The organism is Actinosynnema sp. CS-041913 (genome assembly GCF_050942485.1).
In the GTDB taxonomy this organism is placed as follows: domain Bacteria; phylum Actinomycetota; class Actinomycetes; order Mycobacteriales; family Pseudonocardiaceae; genus Actinosynnema.
In genome coordinates, this window is the sequence record NZ_CP192037.1 from 2,933,384 (window position 1) to 2,959,886 (window position 26,503).

30 protein-coding genes are annotated in these 26,503 nt (G+C 70.5%); 17 read left to right on the forward strand and 13 right to left on the reverse strand.

Annotation, left to right across the window (positions count from 1 at the left end; all coding sequences use genetic code 11):
• Positions 1-81 precede the first annotated feature (81 nt).
• Positions 82-1,305, forward strand: a complete 1,224-nt coding sequence (locus ACQPZF_RS14105) for an ABC transporter substrate-binding protein (protein ID WP_433271850.1) — start codon at positions 82-84, stop codon at positions 1,303-1,305.
• A 33-nt stretch (positions 1,306-1,338) separates the two neighbouring features.
• A complete protein-coding gene (locus ACQPZF_RS14110; protein WP_433271851.1) occupies positions 1,339-1,773 on the forward strand; it encodes an SRPBCC family protein in 435 nt (144 codons plus the stop codon).
• 231 nt (positions 1,774-2,004) lie between these two features.
• On the opposite strand, the gene ACQPZF_RS14115 is transcribed toward ACQPZF_RS14110, so the two are convergent.
• From ACQPZF_RS14115 to ACQPZF_RS14135, 5 genes are all read right to left on the reverse strand, one after another.
• Complete coding sequence (locus tag ACQPZF_RS14115) at positions 2,005-3,588, reverse strand: phytoene desaturase family protein (RefSeq protein ID WP_433271852.1); 1,584 nt, start codon at positions 3,586-3,588, stop codon at positions 2,005-2,007.
• Complete coding sequence (locus ACQPZF_RS14120) at positions 3,589-4,674, reverse strand: NAD-dependent epimerase/dehydratase family protein (protein ID WP_433271853.1); 1,086 nt, start codon at positions 4,672-4,674, stop codon at positions 3,589-3,591.
• Between the two features lie 16 nt (positions 4,675-4,690).
• The gene (locus tag ACQPZF_RS14125; RefSeq protein WP_433271854.1) at positions 4,691-6,991 is read right to left on the reverse strand and encodes a Tex family protein; all 2,301 of its coding nucleotides are present in this window, start codon (positions 6,989-6,991) and stop codon (positions 4,691-4,693) included.
• A gap of 129 nt (positions 6,992-7,120) precedes the next feature.
• A complete protein-coding gene (locus ACQPZF_RS14130; protein ID WP_433271855.1) occupies positions 7,121-7,864 on the reverse strand; it encodes a RibD family protein in 744 nt (247 codons plus the stop codon).
• Positions 7,845-9,140 carry a helix-turn-helix domain-containing protein gene (locus ACQPZF_RS14135; RefSeq protein ID WP_433271856.1) on the reverse strand — a complete coding sequence of 432 codons (1,296 nt, stop codon included), beginning with the start codon at positions 9,138-9,140 and terminating at the stop codon, positions 7,845-7,847. Before ACQPZF_RS14135 ends, ACQPZF_RS14130 begins: the two co-directional genes overlap by 20 nt.
• A gap of 477 nt (positions 9,141-9,617) precedes the next feature.
• Here ACQPZF_RS14135 and ACQPZF_RS14140 point away from each other — a divergent pair, with 477 nt between their 5' ends.
• The 6 genes from ACQPZF_RS14140 to ACQPZF_RS14165 all read left to right on the forward strand — a co-directional run bounded on the left by ACQPZF_RS14140 (position 9,618) and on the right by ACQPZF_RS14165 (position 13,462).
• The gene (locus ACQPZF_RS14140) at positions 9,618-9,947 is read left to right on the forward strand and encodes a hypothetical protein (protein ID WP_433271857.1); all 330 of its coding nucleotides are present in this window, start codon (positions 9,618-9,620) and stop codon (positions 9,945-9,947) included.
• Entirely contained in the window at positions 9,944-10,291 is a 348-nt protein-coding gene (locus ACQPZF_RS14145; protein WP_433271858.1) for a hypothetical protein, read from the forward strand. The genes ACQPZF_RS14140 and ACQPZF_RS14145 overlap by 4 nt, the downstream gene beginning before the upstream one ends.
• Before the next feature lie 79 nt (positions 10,292-10,370).
• Positions 10,371-11,171: an LLM class flavin-dependent oxidoreductase gene (locus ACQPZF_RS14150; protein WP_433271859.1), complete on the forward strand. Its 801-nt coding sequence runs from the start codon at positions 10,371-10,373 to the stop codon at positions 11,169-11,171.
• A complete protein-coding gene (locus tag ACQPZF_RS14155) occupies positions 11,168-11,290 on the forward strand; it encodes a hypothetical protein (RefSeq protein WP_433271860.1) in 123 nt (40 codons plus the stop codon). Before ACQPZF_RS14150 ends, ACQPZF_RS14155 begins: the two co-directional genes overlap by 4 nt.
• A 199-nt stretch (positions 11,291-11,489) precedes the next feature.
• A complete protein-coding gene (locus tag ACQPZF_RS14160) occupies positions 11,490-12,290 on the forward strand; it encodes an esterase/lipase family protein (RefSeq protein WP_433271861.1) in 801 nt (266 codons plus the stop codon).
• A gap of 236 nt (positions 12,291-12,526) precedes the next feature.
• Positions 12,527-13,462 (forward strand): hypothetical protein, encoded by a 936-nt coding sequence (locus ACQPZF_RS14165; RefSeq protein WP_433271862.1) that lies wholly within the window; start codon positions 12,527-12,529, stop codon positions 13,460-13,462.
• Between the two features lie 90 nt (positions 13,463-13,552).
• Here the strand turns inward: ACQPZF_RS14165 and ACQPZF_RS14170 are convergent, their stop codons facing one another.
• Positions 13,553-14,686 (reverse strand): IS630 family transposase, encoded by a 1,134-nt coding sequence (locus ACQPZF_RS14170; RefSeq protein WP_433271863.1) that lies wholly within the window; start codon positions 14,684-14,686, stop codon positions 13,553-13,555.
• Between the two features lie 101 nt (positions 14,687-14,787).
• Here ACQPZF_RS14170 and ACQPZF_RS14175 point away from each other — a divergent pair, with 101 nt between their 5' ends.
• The 3 genes from ACQPZF_RS14175 to ACQPZF_RS14185 are packed head-to-tail and all read left to right on the forward strand — an operon-like array spanning position 14,788 to position 16,586.
• On the forward strand, positions 14,788-15,111 hold the full coding sequence (locus ACQPZF_RS14175; protein WP_433264812.1) for a hypothetical protein: 324 nt from the start codon (positions 14,788-14,790) through the stop codon (positions 15,109-15,111).
• A 55-nt stretch (positions 15,112-15,166) separates the two neighbouring features.
• Positions 15,167-15,784: a hypothetical protein gene (locus tag ACQPZF_RS14180; protein ID WP_433271864.1), complete on the forward strand. Its 618-nt coding sequence runs from the start codon at positions 15,167-15,169 to the stop codon at positions 15,782-15,784.
• A gap of 46 nt (positions 15,785-15,830) precedes the next feature.
• Positions 15,831-16,586: an enoyl-CoA hydratase/isomerase family protein gene (locus tag ACQPZF_RS14185; protein ID WP_433271865.1), complete on the forward strand. Its 756-nt coding sequence runs from the start codon at positions 15,831-15,833 to the stop codon at positions 16,584-16,586.
• A gap of 18 nt (positions 16,587-16,604) precedes the next feature.
• On the opposite strand, the gene ACQPZF_RS14190 is transcribed toward ACQPZF_RS14185, so the two are convergent.
• The 5 genes from ACQPZF_RS14190 to ACQPZF_RS14210 form a co-directional block, all read right to left on the reverse strand.
• A complete protein-coding gene (locus tag ACQPZF_RS14190; protein WP_433271866.1) occupies positions 16,605-17,108 on the reverse strand; it encodes a VOC family protein in 504 nt (167 codons plus the stop codon).
• A gap of 13 nt (positions 17,109-17,121) precedes the next feature.
• On the reverse strand, positions 17,122-17,403 hold the full coding sequence (locus ACQPZF_RS14195) for a DUF4235 domain-containing protein (RefSeq protein WP_433271867.1): 282 nt from the start codon (positions 17,401-17,403) through the stop codon (positions 17,122-17,124).
• A complete protein-coding gene (locus ACQPZF_RS14200; protein WP_433271868.1) occupies positions 17,400-17,792 on the reverse strand; it encodes a DUF3618 domain-containing protein in 393 nt (130 codons plus the stop codon). Before ACQPZF_RS14200 ends, ACQPZF_RS14195 begins: the two co-directional genes overlap by 4 nt.
• Entirely contained in the window at positions 17,789-18,181 is a 393-nt protein-coding gene (locus ACQPZF_RS14205) for a phage holin family protein (RefSeq protein WP_433271869.1), read from the reverse strand. The genes ACQPZF_RS14200 and ACQPZF_RS14205 overlap by 4 nt, the downstream gene beginning before the upstream one ends.
• A 302-nt stretch (positions 18,182-18,483) precedes the next feature.
• Entirely contained in the window at positions 18,484-19,308 is an 825-nt protein-coding gene (locus ACQPZF_RS14210) for an alpha/beta fold hydrolase (protein WP_433271870.1), read from the reverse strand.
• Between the two features lie 70 nt (positions 19,309-19,378).
• On the opposite strand from ACQPZF_RS14210, the gene ACQPZF_RS14215 reads away from it, so the two are divergent.
• Complete coding sequence (locus ACQPZF_RS14215; RefSeq protein WP_433271871.1) at positions 19,379-20,404, forward strand: sigma-70 family RNA polymerase sigma factor; 1,026 nt, start codon at positions 19,379-19,381, stop codon at positions 20,402-20,404.
• Positions 20,405-20,456: 52 nt separating this feature from the next.
• Here the strand turns inward: ACQPZF_RS14215 and trxA are convergent, their stop codons facing one another.
• Positions 20,457-20,819 (reverse strand): thioredoxin, encoded by a 363-nt coding sequence (gene trxA, locus ACQPZF_RS14220; protein WP_433271872.1) that lies wholly within the window; start codon positions 20,817-20,819, stop codon positions 20,457-20,459.
• Positions 20,820-20,965: 146 nt separating this feature from the next.
• On the opposite strand from trxA, the gene ACQPZF_RS14225 reads away from it, so the two are divergent.
• From ACQPZF_RS14225 to ACQPZF_RS14245, 5 genes are all read left to right on the forward strand, one after another.
• Complete coding sequence (locus ACQPZF_RS14225) at positions 20,966-21,850, forward strand: ABC transporter substrate-binding protein (protein ID WP_433271873.1); 885 nt, start codon at positions 20,966-20,968, stop codon at positions 21,848-21,850.
• Positions 21,840-22,655 (forward strand): amino acid ABC transporter permease, encoded by an 816-nt coding sequence (locus ACQPZF_RS14230; RefSeq protein ID WP_433271875.1) that lies wholly within the window; start codon positions 21,840-21,842, stop codon positions 22,653-22,655. The genes ACQPZF_RS14225 and ACQPZF_RS14230 overlap by 11 nt, the downstream gene beginning before the upstream one ends.
• Positions 22,652-23,410 carry an amino acid ABC transporter ATP-binding protein gene (locus ACQPZF_RS14235; protein WP_433271876.1) on the forward strand — a complete coding sequence of 253 codons (759 nt, stop codon included), beginning with the start codon at positions 22,652-22,654 and terminating at the stop codon, positions 23,408-23,410. Before ACQPZF_RS14230 ends, ACQPZF_RS14235 begins: the two co-directional genes overlap by 4 nt.
• Before the next feature lie 6 nt (positions 23,411-23,416).
• A complete protein-coding gene (locus ACQPZF_RS14240) occupies positions 23,417-24,886 on the forward strand; it encodes an aminotransferase class V-fold PLP-dependent enzyme (protein WP_433274552.1) in 1,470 nt (489 codons plus the stop codon).
• Between the two features lie 79 nt (positions 24,887-24,965).
• A complete protein-coding gene (locus ACQPZF_RS14245) occupies positions 24,966-25,397 on the forward strand; it encodes a TIGR03667 family PPOX class F420-dependent oxidoreductase (RefSeq protein WP_433271878.1) in 432 nt (143 codons plus the stop codon).
• Here ACQPZF_RS14245 and ACQPZF_RS14250 read toward each other — a convergent pair.
• Positions 25,391-26,422: a hypothetical protein gene (locus tag ACQPZF_RS14250; RefSeq protein ID WP_433271879.1), complete on the reverse strand. Its 1,032-nt coding sequence runs from the start codon at positions 26,420-26,422 to the stop codon at positions 25,391-25,393. The genes ACQPZF_RS14245 and ACQPZF_RS14250 overlap by 7 nt on opposite strands.
• Positions 26,423-26,503 lie beyond the last annotated feature (81 nt).

Consider the following 26,503-nt stretch of genomic DNA (forward strand, 5'->3'; position numbering starts at 1 on the left):
GGCCATCTCACAAGATTAGGCCATCCAGCCGGGTCCGACGAATACTCCTACTGGTCGGTAACAGCAATCCGGGAGTAATTCGTGCGTAACCTCGCCATCGGCCTCACTGCCGCGCTGCTGGTCGGCGGCTGCGCGGCCGGGGAGGAGAACAACCAGGTCAAAGCCGGTCCCGGCGTCACGGACCAGGCCATCTCGTTGGGTGTCCTGACCGACCTGACCGGCCCGTTCTCGTCGACGGCGCTGATCCGCATCAAGGGCTACGAGCTGTTCCTGGGCGAGCTGAACGAACGCGGCGGCATCTGCGGTCGCAAGGTCGAATTGACACAGGAGGACCACGGCTACAACGTCGACCGGGCACTGGAGGGCTATTTCGAGCTGGAGCCGAGGGTGCTCGGCTTCATCGACGTGACGGGCGCGCCGATGACCGCCGCGATCGCGCCCGACCTGATGCAGACCCGAGCCGTCGCCGCGCCCGCGTCGTGGTCGGCGTCGCTGCTGGGCAACCCGCACATGATGATCGTCGGCACTACTTACGACCTGGACGTGATCAACGGCCTGGACCACCTCCGGCGCGAGGGCGTGTTCCAGGACGGCGACACCATCGGCCACATCCACGTCGACAGCGACTACGGCCGCAACGGCGTGGAGGGCAGCACGTTCGCCGCCCGGCAGTGGGGCCTGAACCTGATCACCAAGTCCGTGCCGGAATCCACGACGGACGTCATCACCCCCGTGCAGGAACTGAAGGCGGCCGGCGCGAAGGCGGTCTTCCTGAGCACGTCCCCACCCCAGACCGCGACCGCCGTCGCCACTGCCGAGAAGTCCGGCTGGGACGCGCCGTTCCTGGTCAACGCCGTCGGCTACGACCCGATGATCCTGACTTCCCCGGCCGCGTCCGCCGTGCTCAAGCGGGTGCGGGTGGTGTCGCCGATCGCGCCGTACGCGGCGGACCTGCCCGGCCCGCGTTCCGTGGCACAGGCGTTCGAACGCAAGTACCCCGACCTGGAGCCGACCGGTTCGGTGGGCCACGGGTACGCCATCGGCGTCGCGTTCGCGGCCGTGCTGGAGAAGGCCTGCGCGAACCGGGACCTCAGCCGAGACGGCGTGCTGAGGGCGTTCCACGACACCAACAGCGTCGACACGGACAGCATCACCGGCCCACTGCGATTCTCGCTGGTAGGGCGGCCGTCGAGCACCCAGTCGTACATCGCGAGGCCTGATGCCCAGGCCCCCGGCGGTCTGGCCGTGGTGGCGAACCTGTTCGAATCCGATCTGGTGAAGCTCAAGGGCACCCGGGCGAAGTAGTTTCCACCGGCGCACGCAGGGAATCCACCGGACATGGTCGAAGTGAGCCTGCGGGTGCCAGTGCCGGTGGACCAGGTGTTCACCGTGCTGGCGGACGGCTGGTCGTACGCGAGCTGGGTGGTCGGAGCGGCGCACATCCGGGAGGTGGACGCCACCTGGCCCGCGCCCGGCGCACGAATCCACCACAGCGTCGGCCCGTGGCCGTTGCAGGTGAAGGACGTGACCACGGTAGCCACGTCCCGCCCACCGCACGAACTGGAACTGGAGGCCCGCATGTGGCCGCTCGGCGCGGCCACCATCCGGTTCGAACTCACCGAGGAAAACGGCGAGACCAAGATCCGAATGCACGAGAAGGTAACACGAGGCCCCTTGTCCCTGCTCCCGGAGCAAGCACAGGCGGTAATGTTGGTCCCACGCAACAGGGAATCACTGCACCGCCTAGCGGACCTGGCAGTAGGAAGAAAATAAATAATACGCAACGACACCACCGCACAATGCGCAACGACACCACCGCAGAGGAACCACAACGCAAGGCGACCAGCACCAACGCAGATCTGGTCTCAAGCCGGGAACGCTAAGCAGTGGCACCACATCATCGCTAAGCCCTGAAGCTGCCAGGGACGGCTGGAACGCCACGCGCGCTACGGAACGTGCACTTGCGGTTGCCAGGTCGCGTGCTCGGGCCGCATTTTTTTAATTTCAGTCGCGGTAGAGCGCTCTGTGCAGGCCCTGAATCATCAGTCGGTAGCCGTCGCCTGCCATGCCGTTGCGGGCCAAGGCCGCTCGTGCCGCATTTGCCCCCGCCGCTCCGTGCACACCGCCGCCTGGATGTGCCGAAGCGCCCGCGAGGAACAAGCGGTCCACCGGGGTGTCCGATCGTCCCAAACCCGGCACTGGCCGGAACACCAACTGCTGGTGGATTGCCGCCGTGCCCGCGTTGATCGACCCTCCTACCAGGCTCGCGTTGCGGGCCTCCAGTTCGGCAGGCCCGTGGATCGCCCGCGCCACCACCAGGTCCCGGAACCCTGGCGCGTGCTGCTCGATGAGCTGTTCCACGCGGTCCGCCCGCCGTCGCAATCGGTCCACCGACCAACTCTCGCCGCGTGGCACGTGGGTGTACCCCCAGGCTGCCTCGGTGCCCGCCGGTGACCGGGTCGGATCGGCGGTGGTCATCTGGCCCAGGATCACGAATGGTGTGCGGGGAAGCCGTCCGGTCGCGATTTCGGTGTTGCTGAACGACAAGCCGTTCAGGTCACCGCCGAGGTGCACGGTGCCGGCGCTCTTGGCCTCGGTCGCCGTCCACGGGATCGGGCCGGACAGCGCCCAGTCCACTTTCACCGTGGCGTCGTCCCATTCGAAGTTCGCCAGATCGGCCACCAGCCGGCCCGGCAGGTGCTCCGCGCCGACCAGACCGAGGTACAGGCTCGGCGCGGGCACGTCCGCCAGCACCGCTTTCCGGGCCCGCACCAACCCGCCCGAAGCGTCCCGCACACCCAGCGCACGTCCTTGCGCGACAACGACTTGCGTCACGGCGCGACCACACTCGACCAGGCCGCCCAACCGGCTCACCAGAGCCTCGGAGAGCTTCCCGGCACCCCCTTGCGGCACCGGGTAGCCGAAGTCCTGACCGAGCATCGACAACAGCCACCCGAACGCCGTGCTGCCGGCCTGATCCGGCCCCAGATCGGTGTGCATCGCGTTGCCCGCCAACAACAACGGCGCACCCTGTCCGACGAACCGCTCGTTCCCGAACGCCCGCACGGACTGCACGAACATCCGGCCGAACCGCAACGCCTCGGCCGGCCCCAACGCGCCGAGCAGTCCGGCGCCCGCCCGCACCGGAGGGAACGGCCGCATCAACGCCTCGATCAGCCCGTCCCGTACCCGTTGCCAGCGTTGGAACTCCTCCTGCCAGGCCGCCCCGTCACCCGCGCCGAAACCCTCCACCGACGCGGCGGTCCGGTCGACGTCCATGGACAGCAGTACGGCCCGGTCGTCCGGGAGCACGTGGGCCAACACCTCGGGCGCGCGCTGCCACCGCAGCCCGTGCCGCTCCAGGCCCAGACCGGCGATCACCGGCGAAGCGGCCCCGAGCGGGTAGAACGCGCTGAACAGGTCGTTGTGGAACCCGGGCGCGGTCAGCTCGGCGGTCCGCACGGCGCCGCCCGGCTCGTCGGCCGCCTCCAGCACCAGCACGTCCCACCCGGCGTCGGCCAGCAGGTTCGCCGCCACCAGCCCGTTCGGACCGGACCCGATGACCACGGCATCCACGTCGTCGCTCACTCAACCCCCTTGGCTCTGCCCCATCGGACGCCCCCACCCCAGTCTGCGCCACCGGAGGCCGGCATGGGGAGCAAGTGGACCCCAGAGTCCTCGGCCCTCCGACACGGCGGAGGCGAACTCGGCCAGCGCGCCGCGCGCGTCGTGCCGGGGCCGCCAGCCCAGCGACCGCAGCCGTGAAGTGTCCACAATGGACGCCTGATCGGCGAGGCGCAGCCAGCCGGGGTGGATCGGCTGCAACCCCGCCCGCCACGTGGGCCAGGCGATGTTCTCCAGCAGCCGCAACGGAACCGGCAGCCGGAAGCCGCCGAGCGCGCTCGCCAGCTCGTCCGCGTCCAGCACCTCGTCGGAGGCGACGTTGAACGCCCCGGTCACCCGTCGCCGCAGGATCAGCGTGATCGCCCGCGCGACGTCGTCGGCGTGCACGACCTGCGCCCGCAGCCCGTTCCACAGGGGAACCGGCAGCCACCGCCGACCGACCAGGAAGGGCGGGATGAGCGGACTGAGCACCCAGCGGTCCACCTCCGCCCCGGCATCCGGCTGGACCACCGCGCACGGCCGGACCCGAGCCACGTCGTGCCCGTCGAGCAGCCGCTCCAACTGGGCCTTCTGCAGGCTGTACGCACTGCCCGGCACACCGCCGCACGGCCAGTCCTCGTCCACCCGGTGGTCGGCGGGCGTGTAGGCGGCGACCGACGAGGCCACCACGACCTGCGGCACCCCGGCTCGCTCGGCCGCCGCGAGGACGTGGGCGCTGCCGTCCAGGTTGGTGCGTCGCATGGCGGGCTCGTCCACACCGGGCTGGATCGCCCACGCCAGGTGCACGACAGCGTCCGCCCCGGAGAAAGCCCTGGTCAGCAGGGCCTCCGCCGAGGGCGCGCCGAGATCGCAGCTCAACCACGACGTGCTGCCGGGCACCCGCCGGGCGGTGCCGAACACGTCCGTGTCACCCGCTCCGGTGGTCGGGACCGCGCCGGCGGGCACGCGCCGGGCGATGCCCAGCACGTCCGCGTCCGGCAGGTCGGCCCGCAGGACCCGGCGCAGGGCCGTCCCCAAGTTGCCGCTGGCACCCGTGACGACGACCCTCATGCCAAGCCGGGTACCCCTACTTCGACCCGCCAAGCCCCGCCCGCCGCAACGCCTCCGCCATCGCACCGTTCGCGGGCGGCTGCTGCTGGCGTTGTTGCTGGCGTTGTTGCTGCTGACGGGGCCGCCCGCCGCCGCGCTGCGGCTCCTTCTGCGGCGCCTTGCGGCCGGGTTCGTCCTGCAACCTCAAGGTCAACCCGATCCGCTTGCGCGGGATGTCGACGTCCAGCACCTTCACGCGCACCACGTCACCGGACTTGACCACGTCACGGGGGTCCTTGACGTAGGTGTCGGACAGCGCCGAGATGTGCACGAGGCCGTCCTGGTGCACGCCGATGTCGACGAACGCCCCGAACGCCGCCACGTTGGTCACCACGCCCTCCAGCACCATGCCGGGCTTGAGGTCGGCGATCTTCTCCACGCCGTCGGCGAAGGTCGCCGTCTTGAACGCCGGCCGCGGGTCGCGCCCCGGCTTCTCCAGCTCGCGCAGGATGTCGGTGATGGTCGGCAGGCCGAACGTGTCGTCCACGAAGTCCTGTGGCCGCAACGACTTCAGCACCGCCGTGTTGCCGATCAGCTCGGTCTTGGCGTGCTGCTGGATGCGCCGCACCACCGGGTACGCCTCGGGGTGCACGGAGGACGCGTCCAGCGGGTCGTCGCCGTTCGGGATGCGCAGGAAGCCCGCGCACTGCTCGAACGCCTTCGGGCCCAGCCGGGGGACGTTCTTCAGCGCCGTGCGGGACCGGAACGGGCCGTTCGCGTCGCGGTGCAGCACGATGTTCTCCGCGAGGCCCGCGGTGATGCCGGAGACGCGGGTCAGCAGCGGCGCGGACGCGGTGTTCAGGTCGACGCCGACCGCGTTCACGCAGTCCTCGACCACGGCGTCGAGCGAGCGGGACAGCTTCGACTCGGACAGGTCGTGCTGGTACTGGCCGACGCCGATGGACTTCGGGTCGATCTTGACCAGCTCGGCCAGCGGGTCCTGCAGCCGGCGGGCGATCGACACCGCGCCGCGCAGCGACACGTCCAGGTCGGGCAGCTCGGCGGACGCGAACGCCGACGCCGAGTACACCGACGCGCCCGCCTCGGACACCACGATCTTGGTGAGCTTGAGGTCGGCGTGCCGCTTGAGCAGGTCGACGGCGAGCTTGTCGGTCTCGCGCGACGCCGTGCCGTTGCCGATGGCGATCAGCTCGACCTGGTGCTGCCGGGCGAGGGCGGCGAGCTTGGCGATCGACTCGTCCCACCGGTTCGCGGGCACGTGCGGGTAGATCGTGTCGGTGGCGACGACCTTGCCGGTCGCGTCGACCACGGCCACCTTGACGCCGGTGCGGAAACCGGGGTCGAGGCCCATCGTGGCGCGGGTGCCGGCGGGCGCGGCGAGCAGCAGGTCCCGCAGGTTGGAGGCGAACACCTTGACGGCCTCGTCCTCGGCGAACTGCCGCAGCCGGGACCGGAGGTCGATCCCCAGGTGCACGAGGATGCGGGTGCGCCAGGCCCAGCGCACGGTGTCGGTGAGCCAGCGGTCCGCCGGGCGGCCCTGGTCGTCGACCCCGAACCGGGAGGCGATGCGCACCTCGTAGCCGGTGGGCTCGTCGTCGTCGCCCGGTTCGAGCTGGAGGTCGAGGACCTCCTCCTTCTCGCCCCGGAAGAGGGCGAGGATGCGGTGCGACGGCAACTTCGCGAACGGCTCGGAGAAGTCGAAGTAGTCGGCGAACTTGGCGCCGTCCTCCTCCTTGCCCTCCCGGACCTTGGACGCGACCCGCCCCTGCTGCCACATCCGCTCGCGCAACTCGCCGATGAGGTCGCCGTCCTCGCCGAACCGCTCCACGAGGATCGCCCGCGCCCCTTGCAGGGCGGCGGCCACGTCCGCGACCTCCTCGGTCAGGTAGGCCTGGGCGGTCTCCTGCGGATTCAGCGTAGGATCGTTCAACAATCCCTCGGCCAACGGCTCCAGACCCTGCTCGCGCGCGATCTGCGCCTTGGTCCGCCGCTTGGGCTTGTAGGGCAGGTAGAGGTCTTCGAGCCGGGCCTTGGAGTCGGCGGCGAGGATCGAGGCTTCCAGGGCGTCGTCGAGCTTCCCCTGCGACCGGATGGAGTCCAGCACGGCGGCCCGCCGCTCCTCCAGCTCACGCAGGTAGCCCAGCCGTTCTTCCAGCGTGCGCAACTGGGCGTCGTCCAGCGCGCCGGTCGCCTCCTTGCGGTAGCGGGCGATGAACGGCACGGTCGAGCCGCCGTCGAGCAGGTCGACGGCGGCACCGACCTGTCCGGCACGCACGCCCAGCTCGTCGGCGATCCTCTGGTGGATGGCTGTGGTCACCCCGGCATTGTGCCCGCATGCGCCCCGTGCGGGGGTGGAGGGGCGACCATGGGCGGGTCGTGCCATTCGGGTGAACCCCGGTAACGGATGGTCGCGCCACCGCCGTTCAGCGAGCGCGCCATCGACCGTTCAGCGCGAACGCACCGTCCGCGCCACAAGCCGCACATCAGCCCCCGACCGCGCCACATCGACCAGTTCCAACCGCAGGATGCCGGACATGCTGCGGATTCCCGCGTCCCCGAGACCGCTCTTGCCGGAGCCGAGCAGCGCCGGGGCGACGTAGTTCACCACGCGGTCGACCAGCCCTTGCGCGATGAAGCTGCCCGCCAGCGTCGGTCCGCCTTCGAGGAAGACCGCCCGCACACCGCGGGCGTGCAGGCCCGTGAGCACGGCCGGCAGATCAAGCCCTCGGTCGGCTCGCTTGACTTTCAAGACATCCACCACACCGTTGAGGTGGGAAGCGTCGGCGCCTTCGGCGACCACGACGAGTGTCGGCGCCGCGTCGTTGCAGACGTTGGCGTCGGCGGGCGTCTTCGCGTTGCTGTCGATGACCACCCGAAGCGGTTGGCGGTCGGGATTGTGCACGATCGCGAGGTCGAGCCGAGGGTCGTCGTTCCCGCGCACCGTGAGGTTGGGGTTGTCAGCCTGCTGGGTGCCGGACCCGACGACGGTCGCGTCACAACCGGCCCGGAGCAAGTGCACCTCCGCCCGACTCTCCGCGCTGGTGATCCACTGGCTCGTGCCGTCTTCGGCAGCGATCCGGCCGTCGAGAGTGGCGGCGAACTTGTAGACGACGAACGGGCGGCGGTGCTGCCGGACGACCGAGTCCCACTCGTCCCGGCCGACCAACTCGTCAACGCTGAGCGCGCCCACGCACGTCCCCTTCGTTCCTGACCGCTTGGACGAACTCGTCCACGCTCGGAAGTGCCCGCCAAGGCAGCATAAGCGTGGCGCTGGTCGCCAACTCGCGGACAGTGCGGTGCGACCGGGTGTCCCGCGCGATCCGCAAGGCTTCCGCACCGCTCTCCAGCGCGGCTTCGGGAAGACCGGCTCGGGCGGCAACCGCCGTCCGGCGCGCGAGGTGGAGGCCGCGCTCACGGTGGAACGATCGTGGCCACTGGCGCAGGACGTCGTCGTACTCGGTGAGTGCTCGGGTGTGGTCGCCGAGCGCTTGGAGAACGGCGGCGCGCTGCACGGACACGTAGCTCGCGGTGCAATAGCTGCCCAGCGAGTAACGGTCGTTCGTTGAGACTGCCGCTCCGGCGAGCGCTTGGGCGCGGTCGATGTAGCTCATGGCCATGCGCTCGTCGCCGTCGAGGGCACTGGCTTGGGCGGCTTGCTGGTGGATGGCAGCTCGGACCTGGGCGCCGGCCACCTGTCCGTCGTAGCGGAGGGAAGCCTGGGCAAGCGCGACCGCTTGCGCCCGTTCGCTCAGGAACTGCGCCTGTTGGCTCATCCGCATGAGTACATAGGCGGCGATGTCGGCATTGCCGGACGAATGAGACCACTCAAGGGCTCGATTCGACCAGATTCTACCCGCTTGAAAATCACCGAGATCGTCGGCGAGCCAGCCGCGGAACTCGGCGAACAGTGCACCGATCTCGAATAGCCGCCCGCGAGAACGGGGCTCAATCCGCTCGTGCAACTGTGAGATAGCGCCGACTTGCTCGCCTGCCGAGCGCACCAGGTTGCCCGCTCCGAGCAAGCTGTCGGCCGATACCAGTGCATCCCGCAGTGCTACGAAGTGATCGATCACTATCGGGTCGACGTACCTTCGGGTCGATTGGCCTGCCACATCGATCCCGAGAGCCGGCAGTGAAGCCGCGAGACCCGCTACCGCTCCTAGAAATCCACGCCGTTCCACGTTGCGCCCTCCAGGTGCTGCTGCTTGTCGATTCAGTCGACGCTGAGCTCTGGCAATGGCGACCGCTCGTTTGAGGACGTCGGCTGAAACGCTGAAGCTGTCCGCGTAATGCTGTTGCCAGTACGGCGTCAGCATCCGTTTTTCGGATTCCCAGCGGGACACCTCGTTGCGAGTGACCGCTCGGCCCGCACGCTGCGACAGCACGTCGGCTTGTTCACTCTGGGAGCGGCCGGCGTCCAGGCGGAGCCGCCGCAGGAGCGCCCCGATGCTGGTCGGTTCGTGCATGTTGTCATCCTGACGCTGGAAGCCGGGAACGTCACCATTGTGGCCCCCCTTTCCGGCCACCTCGGCTCACATGGCCACCTCTCGCGGCAACTCCGCTCGAACGGTCGAACGGTCACGCTCATTCCGGGCATCAGCGCTCGGATACCAGGAGCTCGGTCGACCACGGCTCTTGTGACGGCCAAGGCCGCTCCAGGGCAATGGCGTCAACCGCTCAACAGTCAAGAGAAAGGCGAGAGTGTGCGACCTACTACACCGGATACCGAGACTGCCGAGTTGCAGGCAGCTCTTGGGTACGTGGCCCTGGGCTGGCCCGTTGTGCCGGGAGCCGTATGGCAGGGCGGGAAGTTCATCGACCCTGCGAGCGGGCTGCCCGCTGAGAAGGTGGCCCTGCGTCCGGCCGGGTCGGCTACCGCTGACCCGGAGTTGGTACGCGAGTGGTGGTCGGCTCCCAGGGGCCAGGCACCCGCTGTGCTGGCGGTGACCGGACCGACCCTCGGCGCGGTGTCGGTGCACGAGTCGCTGGTCGAGGAGATCGCCGGTCACCCTTGGTTCCAGACCAGGCCGACGCCCGTACTGGCAATCCCCGGAATGCCGCTGGCCTACTTCCTCGTGAAGCCGCCCTGTCCACTGATGCTGGTGCGTGACGAGGTGCGACTACTGCCGGACGGCACAACGCTGCCACTGCCCCCGGCAGCCATCGGGGACACGGCGGCTGAGTGGTTGGTGTCGCCGGAAGAGGTGGGTGGGGTCATGTTGCCGGGAGACGAATTCGAGGCGCTGCTCGGCAGTCTGAAGGTGGCGGCGTGAGCGTTCTGATGGATCGCCCGGCCCCGGAGCCGAAGTGGGGTGAAGAAGAGTTCGCCCACGTCATGCGGGAGATGGCGATGGGCGAAGCTCCCCGACTGTTCTCGATCGTCGAAGAGTACGGCGAGCGCATCGATGCACGGGTGGCAGGTTACGGCTTGGCCTATGAAACCGGCGTGGAGGTGAACTCGGTCGAGGGTGATTTCCACCTGAAGTCCGAGAGTCCGGAGAGCGCACGGAGACTCTTCGAGCTGAGTGCCCAGTTGCGCGGTGCGCGGACGCACGTGGTGTGGGTGGACAACCCGACCAAGCCCGTCCGGCTCCAGGAACGGGACCAGGTCTGCTGAGTGGCGTCAACCGCAGGAGGCAGCCGGGGCCCCGGCTGCCTCCTGCACCGAGGGCGACGGATGTGGAAAGGTTCGGGACATGCGTTGTGGGATCGTGTTGCCGTTCTTCGACGCCCCTGATGTGGCGTCCTGCGCGCGGCTGGCCGAGTCGGCCGGTTGGGATGGGGTGTTCCTCGCCGAGTCGGTGTGGGGCGTGGACGCGTGGGTGGCGTTGACCGCCGCCGCCATGCGCACCTCGTCGTTGACGTTGGGCACGATGTTGACGCCGTTGCCCCGGTTCAAGCCCTGGGACGTCGCGTCCAAGGTCGGCACCCTGGACCGGCTGTCCGGCGGCCGGGTGCGGTTGGCGGTGGGGCTCGGTGCGCTCCACCCGGGTTGGACGGCGTTCGAGCGGGATCAGGGTCGGGCCGAACGGGCTCTGCTGCTGGACGAAGGTTTGGCGGTCTACGACGGTCTGATGCGCGGTCAGCCGTTCTCCTTCTCGGGCAAGCGTTATCAGGTCCAGGCGACGGACTTCTTCCCGCCACCGCCGACCGTGCAGCAGCCCCGCGTCCCGGTGTGGGTGGTCGGGGCCTACCCGCGCGAGGCGTCGCTGCGGCGCGCCGCGCGGTGGGACGGGCTGTTGGCGAACATCGTCGGCGACGGTGACGCGCGTGGTCCGGAGAGTCCGGCCGAACTCGCCGCCGTCGTCACCGAGGTGCGGCGGCTGCGGGAGTCCCTGGGACTGCCCTGGGAGGGTTACGACGTGATCGCGGAGGGCGTCAGCCCGGTCGACGTGGGGGAGTGGGCGGCGGCCGGTGCGACGTGGTGGATCGAGTCGGACTGGGAGACGACTCCCGACGCGGTCCGCGAGCGCATCGCCGCCGGGCCGCCGAAGTGATCGCGCTCGGCATCCGCGACCGCTCCGGGCGGGACGGCACGGGCACCGCGGTCCTGGTCGCGGTCGGTGACGTGGCCGAGGTGGAGCTGTACGGCGACGCGCTGGTCGAGGAGAAGTAGCAGGCCGGCGTGGGGAACGCCGCAGGGTGCTGCACCGGGGGTGAGCACCTCGTCCACCAGACCAGGCGCGACCCGAACTCGCGTCCGGCGATGACCAGAGGTTCGCGGGCGTCGAGATGTATCTGGGACTGGTGCATCCGATTCTTTGGAAACATCATGGTTTGTGCGGGGCGCTCCACGACGAGCCGGGGGAGGGGCCATGTCGGCACTACCGGAAGTCCCCTCGTCGGAACGGCCGGACCTGCACCTCGTGCGCGGTTCCGCGCCGAGCCTGCTCTGGTACCTGACCGAGCCGACCAGGGCGGTCGTGGACCTCGGGCAGTTCGCCGCCACCCGCTCCCTGCTGCGTGCCGCGCCGAGCGGTGACGGGCACACCGTGCTCGTGCTGCCCGGCCTGGGCGCCGCGGACGGGTCCACGGGGTTGCTGCGGAAGTTCCTGACCGGTCTCGGTTACACCGTGCGCGGGTGGGGGCTCGGGCGCAACATCGGACCGTCCGTCGGGGTCGTGGACGGCATGCGGGCCCTCCTGCGCGAAGTCGGCGCGGAACGCCCGGTGAGCCTCGTCGGCTGGAGCCTGGGCGGCATCTTCGCCCGTGAGCTGGCCCGCGAGCACCCCGGGCTGGTGCGCCAGGTCATCACGCTGGGCAGCCCGTACGCGATGACCGACCTGCGGCAGACCAGGGTGAACCCGGTGTACCGGCTGCTCGCCCGGTTCTACCGGGCCGGCGCGGACATGCCGCCGCCCGAGCACACCCGGCCGCCGTTCCCGGTGCCCGCGACCTCGGTGTACTCGAAGTCGGACGGGATCGTGGCGTGGCAGACGTGCATCGAGGAGCCGGCCGCGTGCCGCGAGAACGTCGCCGTCGCCTCCAGCCACCTCGGCTACGGCTACAACCCGACCGTGTGGTGGGTCATCGCCGACCGGCTGGCACAACGTGAGGGCCGGTGGCGCCCGTTCACCCCGCCGCCCGGGATGGCCCGGATGTTCCCGGCTGCCTGAGGTCCCAGCCGCCCGAGGTCCCAGCCGCCCGAGTTCCCAGCCGCCCGAGTTCCCAGCCGCCCGAGTTCCCAGCCGCCCGAGTTCCCAGCCGCCCGAGTTCCCGACTGCCCGAGGTCCCCGCCGCGCGGGGAAACGATCACCCGATCAACGCCTTGCGTTGGCCGTCACTTCACCGCAGGGTTCCGCGTGGCCCGTTGGCTCTGCCGACGGGCCACATCCCTGACGGAAGGTGGAGCATGGTGTTCTCTGCGCGCAAGGGCGCCGCGTCCTTACTGGCGGCGGTCGGGCTGTCGGTGTTCCTGACGACCCCGGCGGAAGCGGCCACGGACGCCGAGTTGGCGTTCCGCTGGGCCCCCGTCCACTACCAGGACACGGATTCCTCGGACTACGACGCCGACTACCTGTCCACTGTGGACTTCGACGGCGAGTGGACCACGCTGAACAACTGGGAGAGCCAGGACGACTCGCTGTTCCGGCTCACCGGTGCGGCGTACTACTCGGTGGTGGAGACGTCGACGCACTGGTTCATCGCCTACAGCTTCTACCACCCGCGTGACTGGGAGGACTTCCCCGACCCGTTCGAGCAGTTCACCCACGAGAACGACATGGAGGGCCTGCTGGCGACCGTGCGCAAGGACGGGTCGGCGTTCGGCCGGCTCGAAGCCGTGGTCACCGTGGCGCACAGCGACTTCTACTCCTACGTGCCCGCCGGCAGCACGTTCACCGGCGGTCGGGAGAACGTCGACGGGACGCTGCTGGTGCAGGACCAGCGGCCCACCACGCGGCAGGAAGCCAAGGGGCACGGGCTCTACGCGTGGAACGGCGCGGAGTTCCCCGGCGGCGACGGGGTGGTCTACGTGCCCGCCGCGACCGGTGAGGTGCCGTCCGGCGGCAACGACCGCTCCGTCGGGTACCGGCTGGTCGACACGTTCGCGGCCGGCGGGCTGTGGGCGCGGCGGTCCGACTCGGCGACGTTCGCGGGCTGGGGCACGCTCCGGGGCGACAACGGGAAGAACAACGCCGCCAACACCGCGTGGGGCTGGGACGACGGCAACGACGGCAGCGACCTGCCGCGCGGCCTGCTCGCCACCGACCCGGCGTACCTGGTGTCCGTGTACTTCGCGAACCGGGGCGACTTCAGCCTCACCTACACCCGCAACGCGTACCGGTAGATCACACCAATCGGTGGTCGCGGGCGGAACACCACCTCGCCCGCGACCGCTCCGCCTTAGTGGTCGCTTTCGGAAGTTCTTCGGGGGTGGTCATACCGCGTGTGGAAGCTCGGCGGGGGCGTCCTGGCGTTCGTGCTCGCTGATCCTGGTCAGGAGATCGTGCAGGTCCCGGCGAGTGAACTTCCATTGGAAGGGCTTGGCGGTCGCGTTGTAGCGCTTCTCGAAGTCGGCCAGTCGTTGCTCGACCTCGGCCAGGTCGGTGAAGTCGTTGGGCGACACGACCTTGCGTTGCACAACGGAGAAGAAGATCTCCACCTGGTTCACCCACGAGGCGTGTACCGGGGTGTGCACCATGACCGCGTTCGGGAACCGTGCGGCCAGCCGATCGATCGCGGTCTTGCCGCGATGGGAGGATCCGTTGTCCACCACCCAGAACACGCGCTTCGCCGAGGCATACGGCTCACACGTCATGACCTGCTCGGCCAATGCCATGAACGGCACGATCCCCGTCGTTGGCGCGCACCGCCCGAACACCCGCGCCTGCTCCACGTCGTAGGCGGCCAGATACGCCACCGCGCCACCCCGCTCGTACTCGTGGTTGACCCGCATCATCCGCGCCCGACCGGGTGGCAGACTCGGGTGACAGCGGCACCGGGCCTGGATCGAGGTCTTCTCGTCACTGGAGATCACATACTCCCCGGACCCCAGCCGCCTGCCCTCCCAGCGACGTTCATACAGGTCCAGCACCCGCCCGGCCTTCGCGGCGAAGTCCGGGTCACGCGGAAACAGCCACGACCGGTACTGCCACGGTCTGATCGCCTCCCGAGCCAGCCACCGCCACACCGTCGAGGCCGACATCGCCTCGGCCACGCCCTGGGCCACCGCCTCGCGGGCCAGTTCCGGACACGACCACCGCGACAACGGCGCCCCCGCGCGGGCCGGCACCTGACAGGCCAGCGCCTTCACCTGCGCGACCTGCACCGGGGTGAACCGCGTCGGACGACCCGACCGGGCCCGATCGGCCAACCCCGCCAACCCCTGCGCCGCGAACCGGCCCCGCCAGGTCCGGACCGTGTCCACCGTGACTCCCACCTCCGCCGCGATCGCCGCGTTGGACCACCGGCGGGCGGCCAGCAGCACCATCCGTGCCCGCACCTTGTCCCGATACGGCGTCTTCCGGCCCCGGGCACGCCGGGTCAGCACCCGCCGCACCGCACCGGTCACCGTCACAGGACAGGCTTGGACCACGGGCATCGCGACCGGCTCGTTTCATGATCGACGGTCAGGGGCGGCGTCCAGGATGCCGATCGGGCACGATGTCGGTCATGGCCACCCCACCGGAGTCCACCAAGATCTCTGTCGGGCAACGGTTGCGCGCCCACGCCGCAACGCACTGGCCACAGGCGGGCGACCTGGAATTCCGCTACCGCGGCGCGTTCGTCTATGTCGAGGCACACCTGCCCGACGGGAGGGTGCAACCCCTGATCCGGTTGCGGTATGGCGGCTCGGCCCGGCATTGGGGCTTCGGGCTCTACCTGGCCAGCAGCGACCGCTACGAGAACCAGATTCTGCCCTCCGGGTTCCCCAGCGGCAGCCCCGAAGAAGCCCTCGACTGCGCCTGCCGCCTCTACCTGGACAACCCCTTCTGATCAGGTCGTCACGACCCCCGAAGAACTTCCGAAAGCGACCACTTAGGCTCCGCCCATGGTCACGTCCACACCGCCACTGCTCGCCCGCGTGGTGACGGAGATTCTCGCCCCGTGGGTGCTGGTGCTGAGCTTGCCGCTGCTGGTCGCCTGGCACGCCACGGGAAACGCTTTCCAGACCGTGGTGTGGGGGTTGGTGGTCGGCGTGACCGGCTCGGTGATCCCCATGGCGGTGGTGGTGCGCGGTGCGCGGCGGGGCCGCTGGAACGGCCACCACGTGACCAACCGCGAGGGCCGGCTGGTGCCGCTGTTCACCTGCGCGGCGTCGCTGGGCACCGGCATCGCGCTGCTGGTGGTGGGCGGCGCGCCGCACCGGATGCTGGCGTTGTCGCTGTCGATGTTCCTCAGCCTCGTGGTCAGCATCGCGATCACGTTCGGCGCGCCCGTGCCGGGTGGCGGTCGCGGCTGGAAGGTCTCCGTGCACACGGCCGTCGCGGCGGGCGCGCTGGCGGTGCTGGTGGTCACCTTCGGACCGTGGACGCTGGTGTTCGCGCCCGCCGTGGCGCTGGTGGGGTGGTCGCGGGTGGCGCTGGGGGACCACACGGTGGCGCAGGTCGTGGGCGGCGTGGCGCTGGGCCTGGTGGTCGGGGGCCTGACGTTCTGGTGGCTGGCGTGAGGCCGCTCACCACCCGCCGTCCCGGTCGCCGATCTACCCTCCGGTAATGACGCTGAGACTGGACATGTCCGGCCCGGTCGCCACCCTGGCGATCGACCGGCCCGCCAAGCGCAACGCCATGAGCTTCGAGATGTGGTCCTCGCTGCCGGGTCTGCTCGCGCGGGTCCGGCAGGCCCCGGACGTGCGGGTGCTGGTGATCCGGGGCGGGGAGCACTTCTCGGCGGGTGCGGACATCAGCGAGTTCTCGACGTTGCGGAAGGGCGCCGAAGGCGCGGCCCGGTACGGCGCGGCCGTGCACGACGGCGAGCGTGCCATCGCGAACCTCGGCAAGCCGACCATCGCGGCGGTGCACGGGTTCTGCGTCGGTGGCGGGTGTGAGATCGCCTTGGCCTGTGACCTCCGGATCGCTTCGGCGGGGGCGCAGTTCGGGATCACGCCGGCCAAGTTGGGGATCGTCTACAACCTCACGTCCACCAAGCGGTTGGTGGACGTGGTGGGTCCGGCCTGGGCCAAGCAGATCCTGTTCAGCGGGGAGTTGATCGACGCGGCGACTGCGCTGCGGATCGGTCTGGTGAACGAGGTCCACGAGGACGTGGATGCCCGGGTGAAGGAGTTGTCCGAGGTGATCGCGTCACGGGCTCAGGTGAGCGTGCGCGGGGCGAAGACGATCGTCGACCTGATCACCGACGGGCAGCACGAGGAGGACGCCGCGGTACATGCCTTGTACGACGAGGCGGTGCACAGCGCCGAGTACGCGGAAGGCGTGCGGGCGTTCCTGGAGAAGCGCTCGCCCCGGTTCTGAGGCGCGGGTCCGGGAGCATCAGAGCAGTTCCTCGCCCTCGAACCGGCCCAACTCCTCGCGGTAGAACTCCAGACCGACACCGTTCGGGTCGCGGAGGTACAGGCTGTCGTCCGCGCCCCGGTCGGGCCCGACGTACTCCACGCCCTCCGCGTCGAGCTTCGCCCTGATCGAGGCGAACCGCTCCGCCGCCACGGACAGCGCGAGGTGCTGCACCCCGCCGATGGTCTCCTGGAACGGCGGGTGGTCGTGGCCCGGGAAGTCGAAGAACCCCAGCAGGTTCCGGTTGCCGAGGTCGAAGAAGAAGTGGCTGGAGCCCGCGTAGTCCCGGTTCTCCACCAGCTCCACCAGCGGGAAGCCGAGGAACTCCTGGTAGAACCGGATGGTCTCCTCGACGTCCCGGCAGATCAGGGCGATGTGGTGCACCCCGCGGGTGGGCGGGGCGCCGCCGCGCAGGTACTGCGAGCGCAGTGCCGCGCGGCGGCTGCGGATGGCGTCGAGTTCGGCTCCCCGGGGTGGTGGCACGGGTCTCAGGCTGTCACTTGTCGACGTCCCGGGTGTCGCCGGGCCACTCGCCGGTGAGCTTGTCGTAGCCGGTGGCCCCGCCCCGGTCGATCGCGGCCTTCACCAGGCCGAAGATGGCGCCCTGGATGGTCGCCGCGAGCAGCACCTCGCCCCAGCCCCGGTCGCGCTGGGTGGCGGTCGGCGCGACCTTGTCGCCGCTGATCACCTTCCACACCTGCGCGAACAGCTTGCTCGCGGCCAGTCCGCCGAGCACGCTGAACAGCATCCCGAGCGGCCGGTACAGCAGCTTGTTCATGACCGCCCCCCACGGACCAGGCGCCACACCAGCAGCACGGCCGCCGCCACGCCCAGCGCGATCGCGGCCGGGTGCCTGCGCATCCGGTCGGCGACCGGCGGCGGCAGGGCGTCCACCGCGCGCGACGCCTTGTCGGACACCCGGGTCGACACCTGGGCGACGGTCTCCTGGGCCTTCTCGGCGGCGACGACGGCGGCCGTGTTCACCCGTTCGGCGACGGCCGTCGCGCCTTCCTTCACCTGCTCCACGCTCTCGTGCGCGGTCTCCTTCACCCGGGCGGGCACGTCCGCCTTGTGCACCAGTGCCTCCACGGTGTCGCCGAGTTCGACCCGGGTCTTCTCGATGTCCGCGCGCAGCGCGGCCGGGTCCTGCGGAACGTCCTTGCTCATCGGTGCGCCCTCTCCTTGACCTGCGAGATGTCCCGCCGCACGCCGTCTACGGCCTGCTCGGGAATGGGCGGCGTGCCCCGGTCGATGCGCTTGCGGCCGATCAGGGCGAGCACACCCGCGACGGCGAACACCGCGACCGCGACCACGAACGCCGCCAGCCACGCGGGCAGCACCAGCGCCAGCACCAGGATCAGGCCCGCGATCAGCGCCATCACGCCGAACCAGGCGAGCACGCCCGCGCCGCCCAGCAGCCCGGCGCCCACGCCGACGTGCCTGCCCTTGGTCTTCACCTCGGCCACCGCCAGCCGGATCTCCTCGCGGGCGAGCCTGCTGACTTGTTCGGACAGTCGGCCGACCAGTTCCGCGGTGGACGGGTCGGTGGGGTTCATGGGCCGTCTCCTCTCTCCGGCCCAGGACTACCCACTGGGTGCGGTGTGTACGCACGGCTGTTCGGGGAACCCGTGGGGGGCCAGGATCGTCGGCCTACCCGTAGACGAGAGCAGGTCGCACCGGGTTTCACCGGCACGGCGCAAGCCGTGACGCCGGAAGCAGAGAACGGGTGGACCCGCCTGCCGCCTGCGATCCGGAGCGAGGGTGGGGGGCGCCGGAAACGGCGCCCCTCCTCGCATTGGGCAACGGTCGGGCCGTTGTCCCCGCAGTCACCTGTCCGGCACGGCCGCATCCGGAACGGTCAGCCGTTCAGCACGGCCCTCAGCTTGACGGCGAACGCCTCAGGGTCTTCCGCGAAACCGATGTGGCCGCCGGGGAACATGGTGGGTTCGGTGCCCAGTGCCGTGGCGAGCGCCCGGGACGTGCGGTCGCATAGCTGGTCGCCGGACTTCTCGCCGATGCCGATCAGGACCCGGGACGCGGTGGCGCGCAGGTTCGCGAGGTCTGGCGTCCAGCGGGTGGTTGCCCGCATCATGCGCCCGTACTGGTAGTCGTCGTCCGCGATGGACTGGGCGTCGCGTTCACCGCCGGCCATCTCCTGGACGACCTGTTCCGGCAGGTGGATGTTGGCCAGCACGAGGAACTTCCGGAACGCGCCGACGGGGTCGCCGGACTGGTAGGTGGCGATGATCTCCTCGGTCCGCGCGCGCACCTCCGCGCGGTCGTCCACCAGCTCGCTCAACGGCGGCTCGTGCGCGATGACGGTGTGCGCGACCTCGGGGTGGGCCTGGGCCAGGGCCAGCACGCTGACCGCGCCGCCGCTGGAGCCGAGCACCGCCGCCGGACCCGCGTCCAGGTGGCTGATCAGCCGGTACAGGTCGTCGGCGCGCTGCTCCGGGGTGGAGTCGCGGTCGCGGTCGTCCACCGGGCTGCGGTTGATGCCGCGCGGGTCGGTGGTGAGCACGGTGTGGTCGGCGGCGAGGAGGTCGGCCAGCGGCTCGAACGGCCTCGCGTCCATCGGCGCGGCGACCAGCACCACCAGCGGGCCGTGGCCGCGGACCTCGTAGTGCAGGGACGCGTCGTCCACCCGGAGGGTGCCGACGGTGACGGTGGACGTGGTGCTCATTGGATCCTCCAGGGTGGGTTTGCGCCCGTTCGGAGGTAGGTGACTCTTACCGCGAGGCAGAATCGTCGGTGTGAGCGAAGTTTTTTCCACGACGGCCGACGCGGACGCCGAGCTGGACCGGGCGCGCTCCGGCGACGACGCCGCTTTCACGCGCCTGGTGGAGCCGTTGCGGCGGGAGCTGCACGCCCACTGCTACCGGATGCTCGGGTCGGCGCACGACGCCGACGACGCGTTGCAGGACGCCTTGTTGCGGGCCTGGCGGGGGCTGGCGCGGTTCGAGGGGCGTAGCTCGCTGCGGTCCTGGCTGTACACCGTGGCCACCCGCACCTGCCTGGACGTGGTGGACCGGCGGGGCAAGCGGGCGCTGCCGGTGGACCTCGGGCCGTCGAGCGACCGGGTCGTGGTCGGCGACGCGCCGGTGACCGAGGTGGCGTGGCTGGGGCCGTACCCGGACGCGGGCCTGGCCGCCGGGCCGGGCGCGCGGTACGAGCAGCGCGAGGCCGTGGAGTTGGCGTTCGTCGCCGCGCTGCAACACCTGCCGGGCAACCAGCGGGCGGCGTTGCTGCTGTTCGAGGTGCTGGGCTTCTCGGTCTCGGAGATCGCCGCGACCATGCGCACGTCCACCACCTCAGTGAACTCGGCGTTGGCGCGGGCCCGGCGGATCGTCGCGGAGAAGGTGCCGTCGGCGACGCAGCAGCAGGCGCTGCGGAAGATGGAGGACGCGCGGCTGCGGGAGGTCGTCGCTGGCTTCACCACCGCGCTGGAACGCGGGGACGCCGCCGCCCTGGTCGCGCTCCTCACCGAGGACGTGACCTGGGCGATGCCGCCGATGGCGAACTGGTACGCCGGGCGCGCGGCGGTCATGGACTTCGCGGTGAGCGTGCCGCTGGGCTCGTGCGGGGCCTGGCGGCACCTGCCGGTGAGCGCGAACGGGCAGCCCGCCGTGGCCTGCTACCTGTGGGACGAGGCGGCCGGCACGCACCGCGCGTGGTCGGTGAACGTGCTGACGGTGCGTGACGGGCTGATTGCCGGCATCACGTCGTTCGTGGGCGCGGAGCACTTTCCGCCGTTCGGCCTGCCGGACTGCCTGCCGTAGCCATGGCGAAGGGGCGGGACTCCGCGTCCCGCCCCTTCGCCGACAGCCGTGCTCAGGCCTGCTGGTCGGCGACCTGCTTGCGGACCTCTTCCATGTCGACCTTGCGGGCCTGTTCGATCAGGTCCTCCAGGGCCGCTTCGGGCAACGCGCCCGGCTGGGCGTAGAGCACCACGCCGTCGCGCACGATCATCAAGGTCGGGATCGACCGGACTTCGAAGGCGGCGGCGAGCTGCTGCTGGTCCTCGGTGTCGACCTTGCCGAACACGATGTCGCCGTGCTTCTCGGCGGACTTCTCGTAGACCGGGGCGAACTGCCGGCACGGACCGCACCAGCCCGCCCAGAAGTCGACCAGGACCATGTCGGAGCCGCCGACCACCTCGTCGAAGTTCTCCGCGGTCAGCTCCACCGTGGCCATAGGTTCTCCTCGCTCTACTGGGGGGACGCACCCCCGGTTACCCCGGACAACGGACGGGACACCTCGGACATTCCCTTCTACAGTTTGTAGACGTCTTCAACGACAAGTTGTAGTTTTCGGGTCACCGACAGTACGGAGGTGTGCCCGTGCTCCGCTGGTTCGCTCCACTCGCCGCCCTCGTCGCGTTGACCGCCTGTGCGACCGCCGACCCGCCCGCCGGCAGTCCGCCGGTGAGCGGTGCGGCGCTCGGCACGGTCGCGAAGGACGACGCGCTCGCCGCGTTGCTGCCGCCGCAGGTCGCCCGGTCCGGCAAGCTGCGGGTCGGCTCGAACATCCAGAACCCGCCGAACAACTTCTACGCCGAGGACGGCCGGACGCCGGTCGGCTCCGAGGTCGACCTCGTGCGCGCGGTCGCCGCGAAGCTCGGGCTGTCGGTCGAGCACCAGGACATGGCGTTCAGCTCGCTCATCACCAGCCTCCAGGCCGGCCGCATCGACGTGACCATGGCCGCCATGAACGACACCGCGGAGCGCCAACAGAAGATCGACTTCGTGGACTACTTCACCTCCGGCATCACGATCATGGTGCAGAAGGGCAACCCCGCCGGTATCCGCGGCCCGGACGACCTGTGCGGCAAGGCGGTCGCGGTGAACCTGGGCACCAGCCAGGAGCAGTACGCCAAGGGCCACCGGTGCGCGACCGGGCAGATCGAGGTGACCTCCACCGACAGCGACACCCAGAACCAGAACCAATTGCGCACCGGCCGGGTCGCCGCGATCCTCAACGACCTGCCCACCGCCGTCTACGTCGCCAGGACGGCGGGCGACGGCGGGTTCTTCGAGGTGGTCGAGGCGGCCCCGATCAACGGCGGCCCGTACGGCATCGGCGTCGGCAAGGACACCCCGCAGCTCACCGAGGCGATCCGGCGGGCGTTGCAGGCGCTGATCGACGACGGCACGTACCGGAAGGTCCTGGAGCACTGGGACGTGGCGCAGGGCGCGATCGCGAAGGCGACCGTCAATGGCCGGTGACGAGTTGACCGTGGTCCCGGTGCGGCACTGGGGGCGGTGGGTCGGCGGTGCGCTGATCCTCGTCCTGCTGGCCCTGCTCGGGAAGGCGCTGTCCGAGGCGGAGATCGACTACGCGGCGGTGCCGGGGTTCTTCTTCCACGACATCATGCTGCGCGCCCTGTGGAACACGGTGCTGCTGGCCGTCGCCGCGCAGGCGGGCGCCATCGTGCTCGGTGTGCTGATCGCCCTGCTGCGGCGGTCGGCCAACCCGGTCGCCCGGTGGTTCGCCGCCGGCTACGTGTGGCTGTTCCGCGGCCTGCCGGTGTTGTTGCAGATCCTGCTGTGGTTCAACCTGGCCCTGGTGTTCGAGCACATCTCGCTTCCCCTGCTGTTCGAGGAGAAGACGAACGTGCTGGTCACCGCGTTCGTCGCCGCGTTGCTCGGGCTGGGGCTGAACGAGAGCGCGTACATGGCCGAGATCGTCCGGGCGGGTCTGGGCAGCGTCGACCACGGCCAGGTGGAAGCGGCGAAGGCGATCGGCATGACACCCGCGACGGCGTTGCGCCGGGTCGTGCTCCCGCAGGCGATGCGGGTCGTCATCCCGCCCACCGGCAACAACTTCGTCAACATGCTCAAGGGCACGTCGATGGCGTCGGTGATCGGCTTCCTCGAACTGGTCCACGCCGCCAACAACATCGCGTCCCGCAACCTCCAGATCATGGAGACGCTGCTGGCCGCCGCCGCGTGGTACATGGTGGTGGTGAGCGTCGCAGGCGTGGGGCAGCACTTCCTGGAACGCTTCTACGGCAAGGGAGTCGCCCGATGAGCCTGGTGCGTGCGGTGGGGGTGCGGAAGTCGTTCGGGCGCACGGAGGTGCTGCGCGGGGTCGACCTCTCCGTCGACCAGGGCCGGGTGGTGTGCCTGCTCGGGCCGTCGGGCGCGGGGAAGTCGACGTTCCTGCGCTGTGTCAACCACTTGGAGACGATCGACGCGGGGCGCATCCTGGTCGACGGCGAACCGGTGGGCTTCCGTTCGCGTGGCGGCAAGCTGTACGAGTTGCGTGAGCGGGAGGTCGCACGGCAGCGGCGCGGGATCGGGATGGTGTTCCAGCGGTTCAACCTGTTTCCGCACCGGACGGCGGTGGAGAACGTCGCCGAGGGGCCGGCGCACGTGCTGGGTGTGCCGCGCCGGAAGGCGCTTTCCGAGGCCGGCGAGCTGTTGGCGCGGGTCGGTCTGGCGGACAAGGCCGACGCGTACCCGCACCGGCTGTCCGGCGGGCAGCAGCAGCGCGTGGCCATCGCTCGGGCGCTGGCGATGCGACCCCGGCTGATGCTGTTCGACGAGCCGACGTCCGCGTTGGACCCCGAGTTGGTGGGGGAGGTGCTGGCGGTGATGGCTGACCTGGCGCGGTCCGGGATGACCATGATCGTGGTGACGCACGAGATCGGGTTCGCCCGGCAGGTGGCGGACGAGGTGGTGTTCCTGGTGGACGGGGCGGTGGTCGAGTCCGGGCCGCCGGAGCGGGTGCTGGACAATCCGGCGGAACAACGCACACGGCAGTTCCTCGCGAAGGTGCTCTAGGTGGTCATGCGCATCCCGTCCTCTTATCTGGTCCAGTTCCAGGAGCCGACGGGCTACCTGGACTTCGCCCGCTTCGGGCCGCCGTCGCACGCCGTGGTGGAGGAGCACACCCGGCTGCTGGAGCGGTCGTCGTTCGCCGGTCCGTCCACTGTGGACGAGCTGATGCGGCAGGAGCCGCGGGCGAAGGCCGCCGCCGCTCGGCTGTGCGGTTCGGACGCCGACCACGTGGTGCTGCTGCCGAACACCAGCACGGGCCTGTTCCAGATGGCGCTGGGGGTGACGGGTGAGGTCGCGGTGTCACCCGCCGAGTTCCCCGCGAACACCTACCCGTGGGTGCGGGCCGGTCGTGCGCGGGTGCGCTGGCTGGACCCCGGCCCGGTGACCCCCGAATCCGTTCGGGAGGCGCTCTCCGAGGACGTCACGGCGGTGTCGGTGAGCGCCGTCGACTTCCGCACCGGGTATCGCGCCGATCTGGCGGCGTTGCGCGAGGTGGTGGGCGACCGGCTGCTCATCGTCGACGGCATCCAGGGGTTCGGCGTGGTGGACGAGCCGTGGTCGGCGGCGGATGTCCTGGTGGTCGGCGGCCAGAAGTGGCTGCGCGCCGGGTGGTCCACCGGCTTCCTGGCGATGTCCGACCGGGCGCTGGAACGGGTCGAGCCGGTCGCCTCCGGCTGGACTGGCGCGGCGGACGCCGGGTGGTTCGACGGCTCCGTCCACCCGGTGGCGGCGGGCGCGGCGGCCTGGTCGGTCACCAACCTGAGCCCGGTCGCGGCCGGCGCCCTGGCCACGGCGCTGGAACTGGTCGAGCTGGCCGGCGTCCGGGCGCTCCACGAGCGGATCGTGCGGCGGTCCGACGAACTGGCCGATGTGGTGCGGTCGGCGGGTGGGGCCGTGGTGTCCGAGCAGGTCAGGCGGGCGGGCATCCTGGCCTTCACGCTGCCCGACGTGCCCGCGGCCGTGGTCGGCGAGGCGTTGGCGGAGGCGGGCGTGACGGCGACCGTGCGGCCGGAGCACGTGCGCCTCTCGCCCCACGCCTCCACGTCCGCCGAGACGGTGGAACGGGTCGCGTCGGCCCTCCGCCCGCTGCGCCGGGCCGCCGGCGGTGGGCTGCCCGGTGCAGTGGCGGCCGGTGCCGGCGTGTCCGGCGGCGGGGTGTCCGGCGGCGGGGTGTCCGGTGCCGGCCTGTCCGGCGATGGGCTGTCCGGTAGTGGGGTACCCGGTGCTGTGGTGGCCGGTTCCGCCGTCGAGGCCTTTCCCGGCGACGTGGACACCCTCCAGCGGCTCCTGGTCGAACGGGCCGTCGGGTCCGTCGGCGTGCCCGTCGAGCTGATGAAGAAGGCGCACAAGTCCCAGGTCGTGCGGGTGCTGGACGAGGCCGGGCTGTTCCTCATCCGGGACTCGGTCGACTACCTCGCCGGCGTCCTCGGCGTCACCCGGTACACGATCTACAACTACCTCAACGAGATCCGGGCGTGACGCGGACGGGTCCGGCGCGGAATAGCGGCCCGCGCCACGGTGTTGAGAGCTGTCGATCACACGACCACAGGAGATGATCATGACCTTCGCCCTGCCCGACCCCGCCACGGAGTTCGGCGCCCGAGTGGCCCGCCAGTTGCGCGAGGACATGATCGCCTGGGTCACGTCGGTGGACCGCACGGGCACGCCGCAGCCCGCGCCGGTGTGGTTCCTGTGGGAGGACGACGACACCGTGCTGTTCTACAGCTTGCCCACCGCGAAGCGGCTGGAACGGCTCCGGGAGAACCCGCGCACGTCGTTCCACCTCAACGATGAGGGACTCGGGAAGCAGGTCCTCGTGCTGACCGGCGCCCTGACCGAGGAGCCGGGCGTCCGGCCGGCGCACGAGCACACCGCGTTCGCCGCCAAGTACGGCAAGCTGGCGACGGACACGTTCGGGTCGACGGAGAAGTTCGCCGAGCTGTACAGCGTGCCGCTGGTGTTCCACCCGGAACGCGTGCGCGGTCACTGAGCACCGCCTTCGTGGACCGCGGCGTACACGGCGTCGCGGGCCGCGTTGGCCTCGCGGTCGGTGAGCGTCCGGGTCGGGTGCCGCAACACCAGGCGCAGCAGCACGTTCTTCTGGCCGGGCCGGGCGCCGAGGCGTTCGACGGCGGCCGGCGGCAGCAGGTCGACCGGTGTCTCACCGAGGATCTCGACCTCCTCCACCACATCGCCGACGGTCGCCCGCACGGTGTCGCCGATCGTCTCCGCGTCCTGCTCGGGCCGCACGGCCACCGAGACGTCCCGCGAGATCGGCGGGTGCTTCGACACCGCCCGGTACGGCGCCAGGTCCAACATCTGCGCGGCCACCCGCGGATCGTCGGACGACAGCAGCCGGATGTCCGGGATTCCCTTGCGCAGCATGAGCAACCGGTCCAGCCCCACCCCGAGCGCCAGGCCGTGCACGTCGTGGGGCAGCCGTGCCCGGTCCAGCACGTGCCGCGCCACCACCCCGCATTCGGCGACCTCCAGCCACTCGCCGCCCACCAGCACGTCCACCTGCCGTCCGCGCTCGGTGTACGGGTGATCGGCAGGCGTTGTGCGGTAACGGGCTCCGGGCACGGCGGCGGTGATCACGGCGTCGACCAGCTCGTCCAGATCGGCTTGGTGGTGGGAGATCCGCCACAGGTCGAGCTGGTGCGGCGTGCCGGAGTGCACGCGGTCCACGGCGTCGCGCCGGTAGACCATGCCGACGCAGGCGATCAGCACGTCGTCCCACACCTCGGCGCGCAGCACCCGCAGCGCGGGCGGGACCATGGCGGACGTGTGGCTGCGCAGCATCCGTCCGTCGCCGGTGTAGCGGGTGTAACGGGCGTCACGGGTGACGGCGTCCGGCGGGTAGCCCAGGTTGGTGTAGTTGTCCTCGACGCTGACCTCCGGGCGGTCCCGGACGACCCGGAGTTCGGCGGGAGCCGGTGCGGCGGCAAGGATCTGGTCGAGCACGAGCTGCATGGCGTGCGGCCCCTGTGCGGGGTCGGTGAGATCGCGAGGCATCGCGGGAGGTCCTTTCGGAGGTGGGCTTCGGCTGGTTCCCCCGAGCCGGCCCGCCACCGGGACCGCGGCTAGCGCACGCCC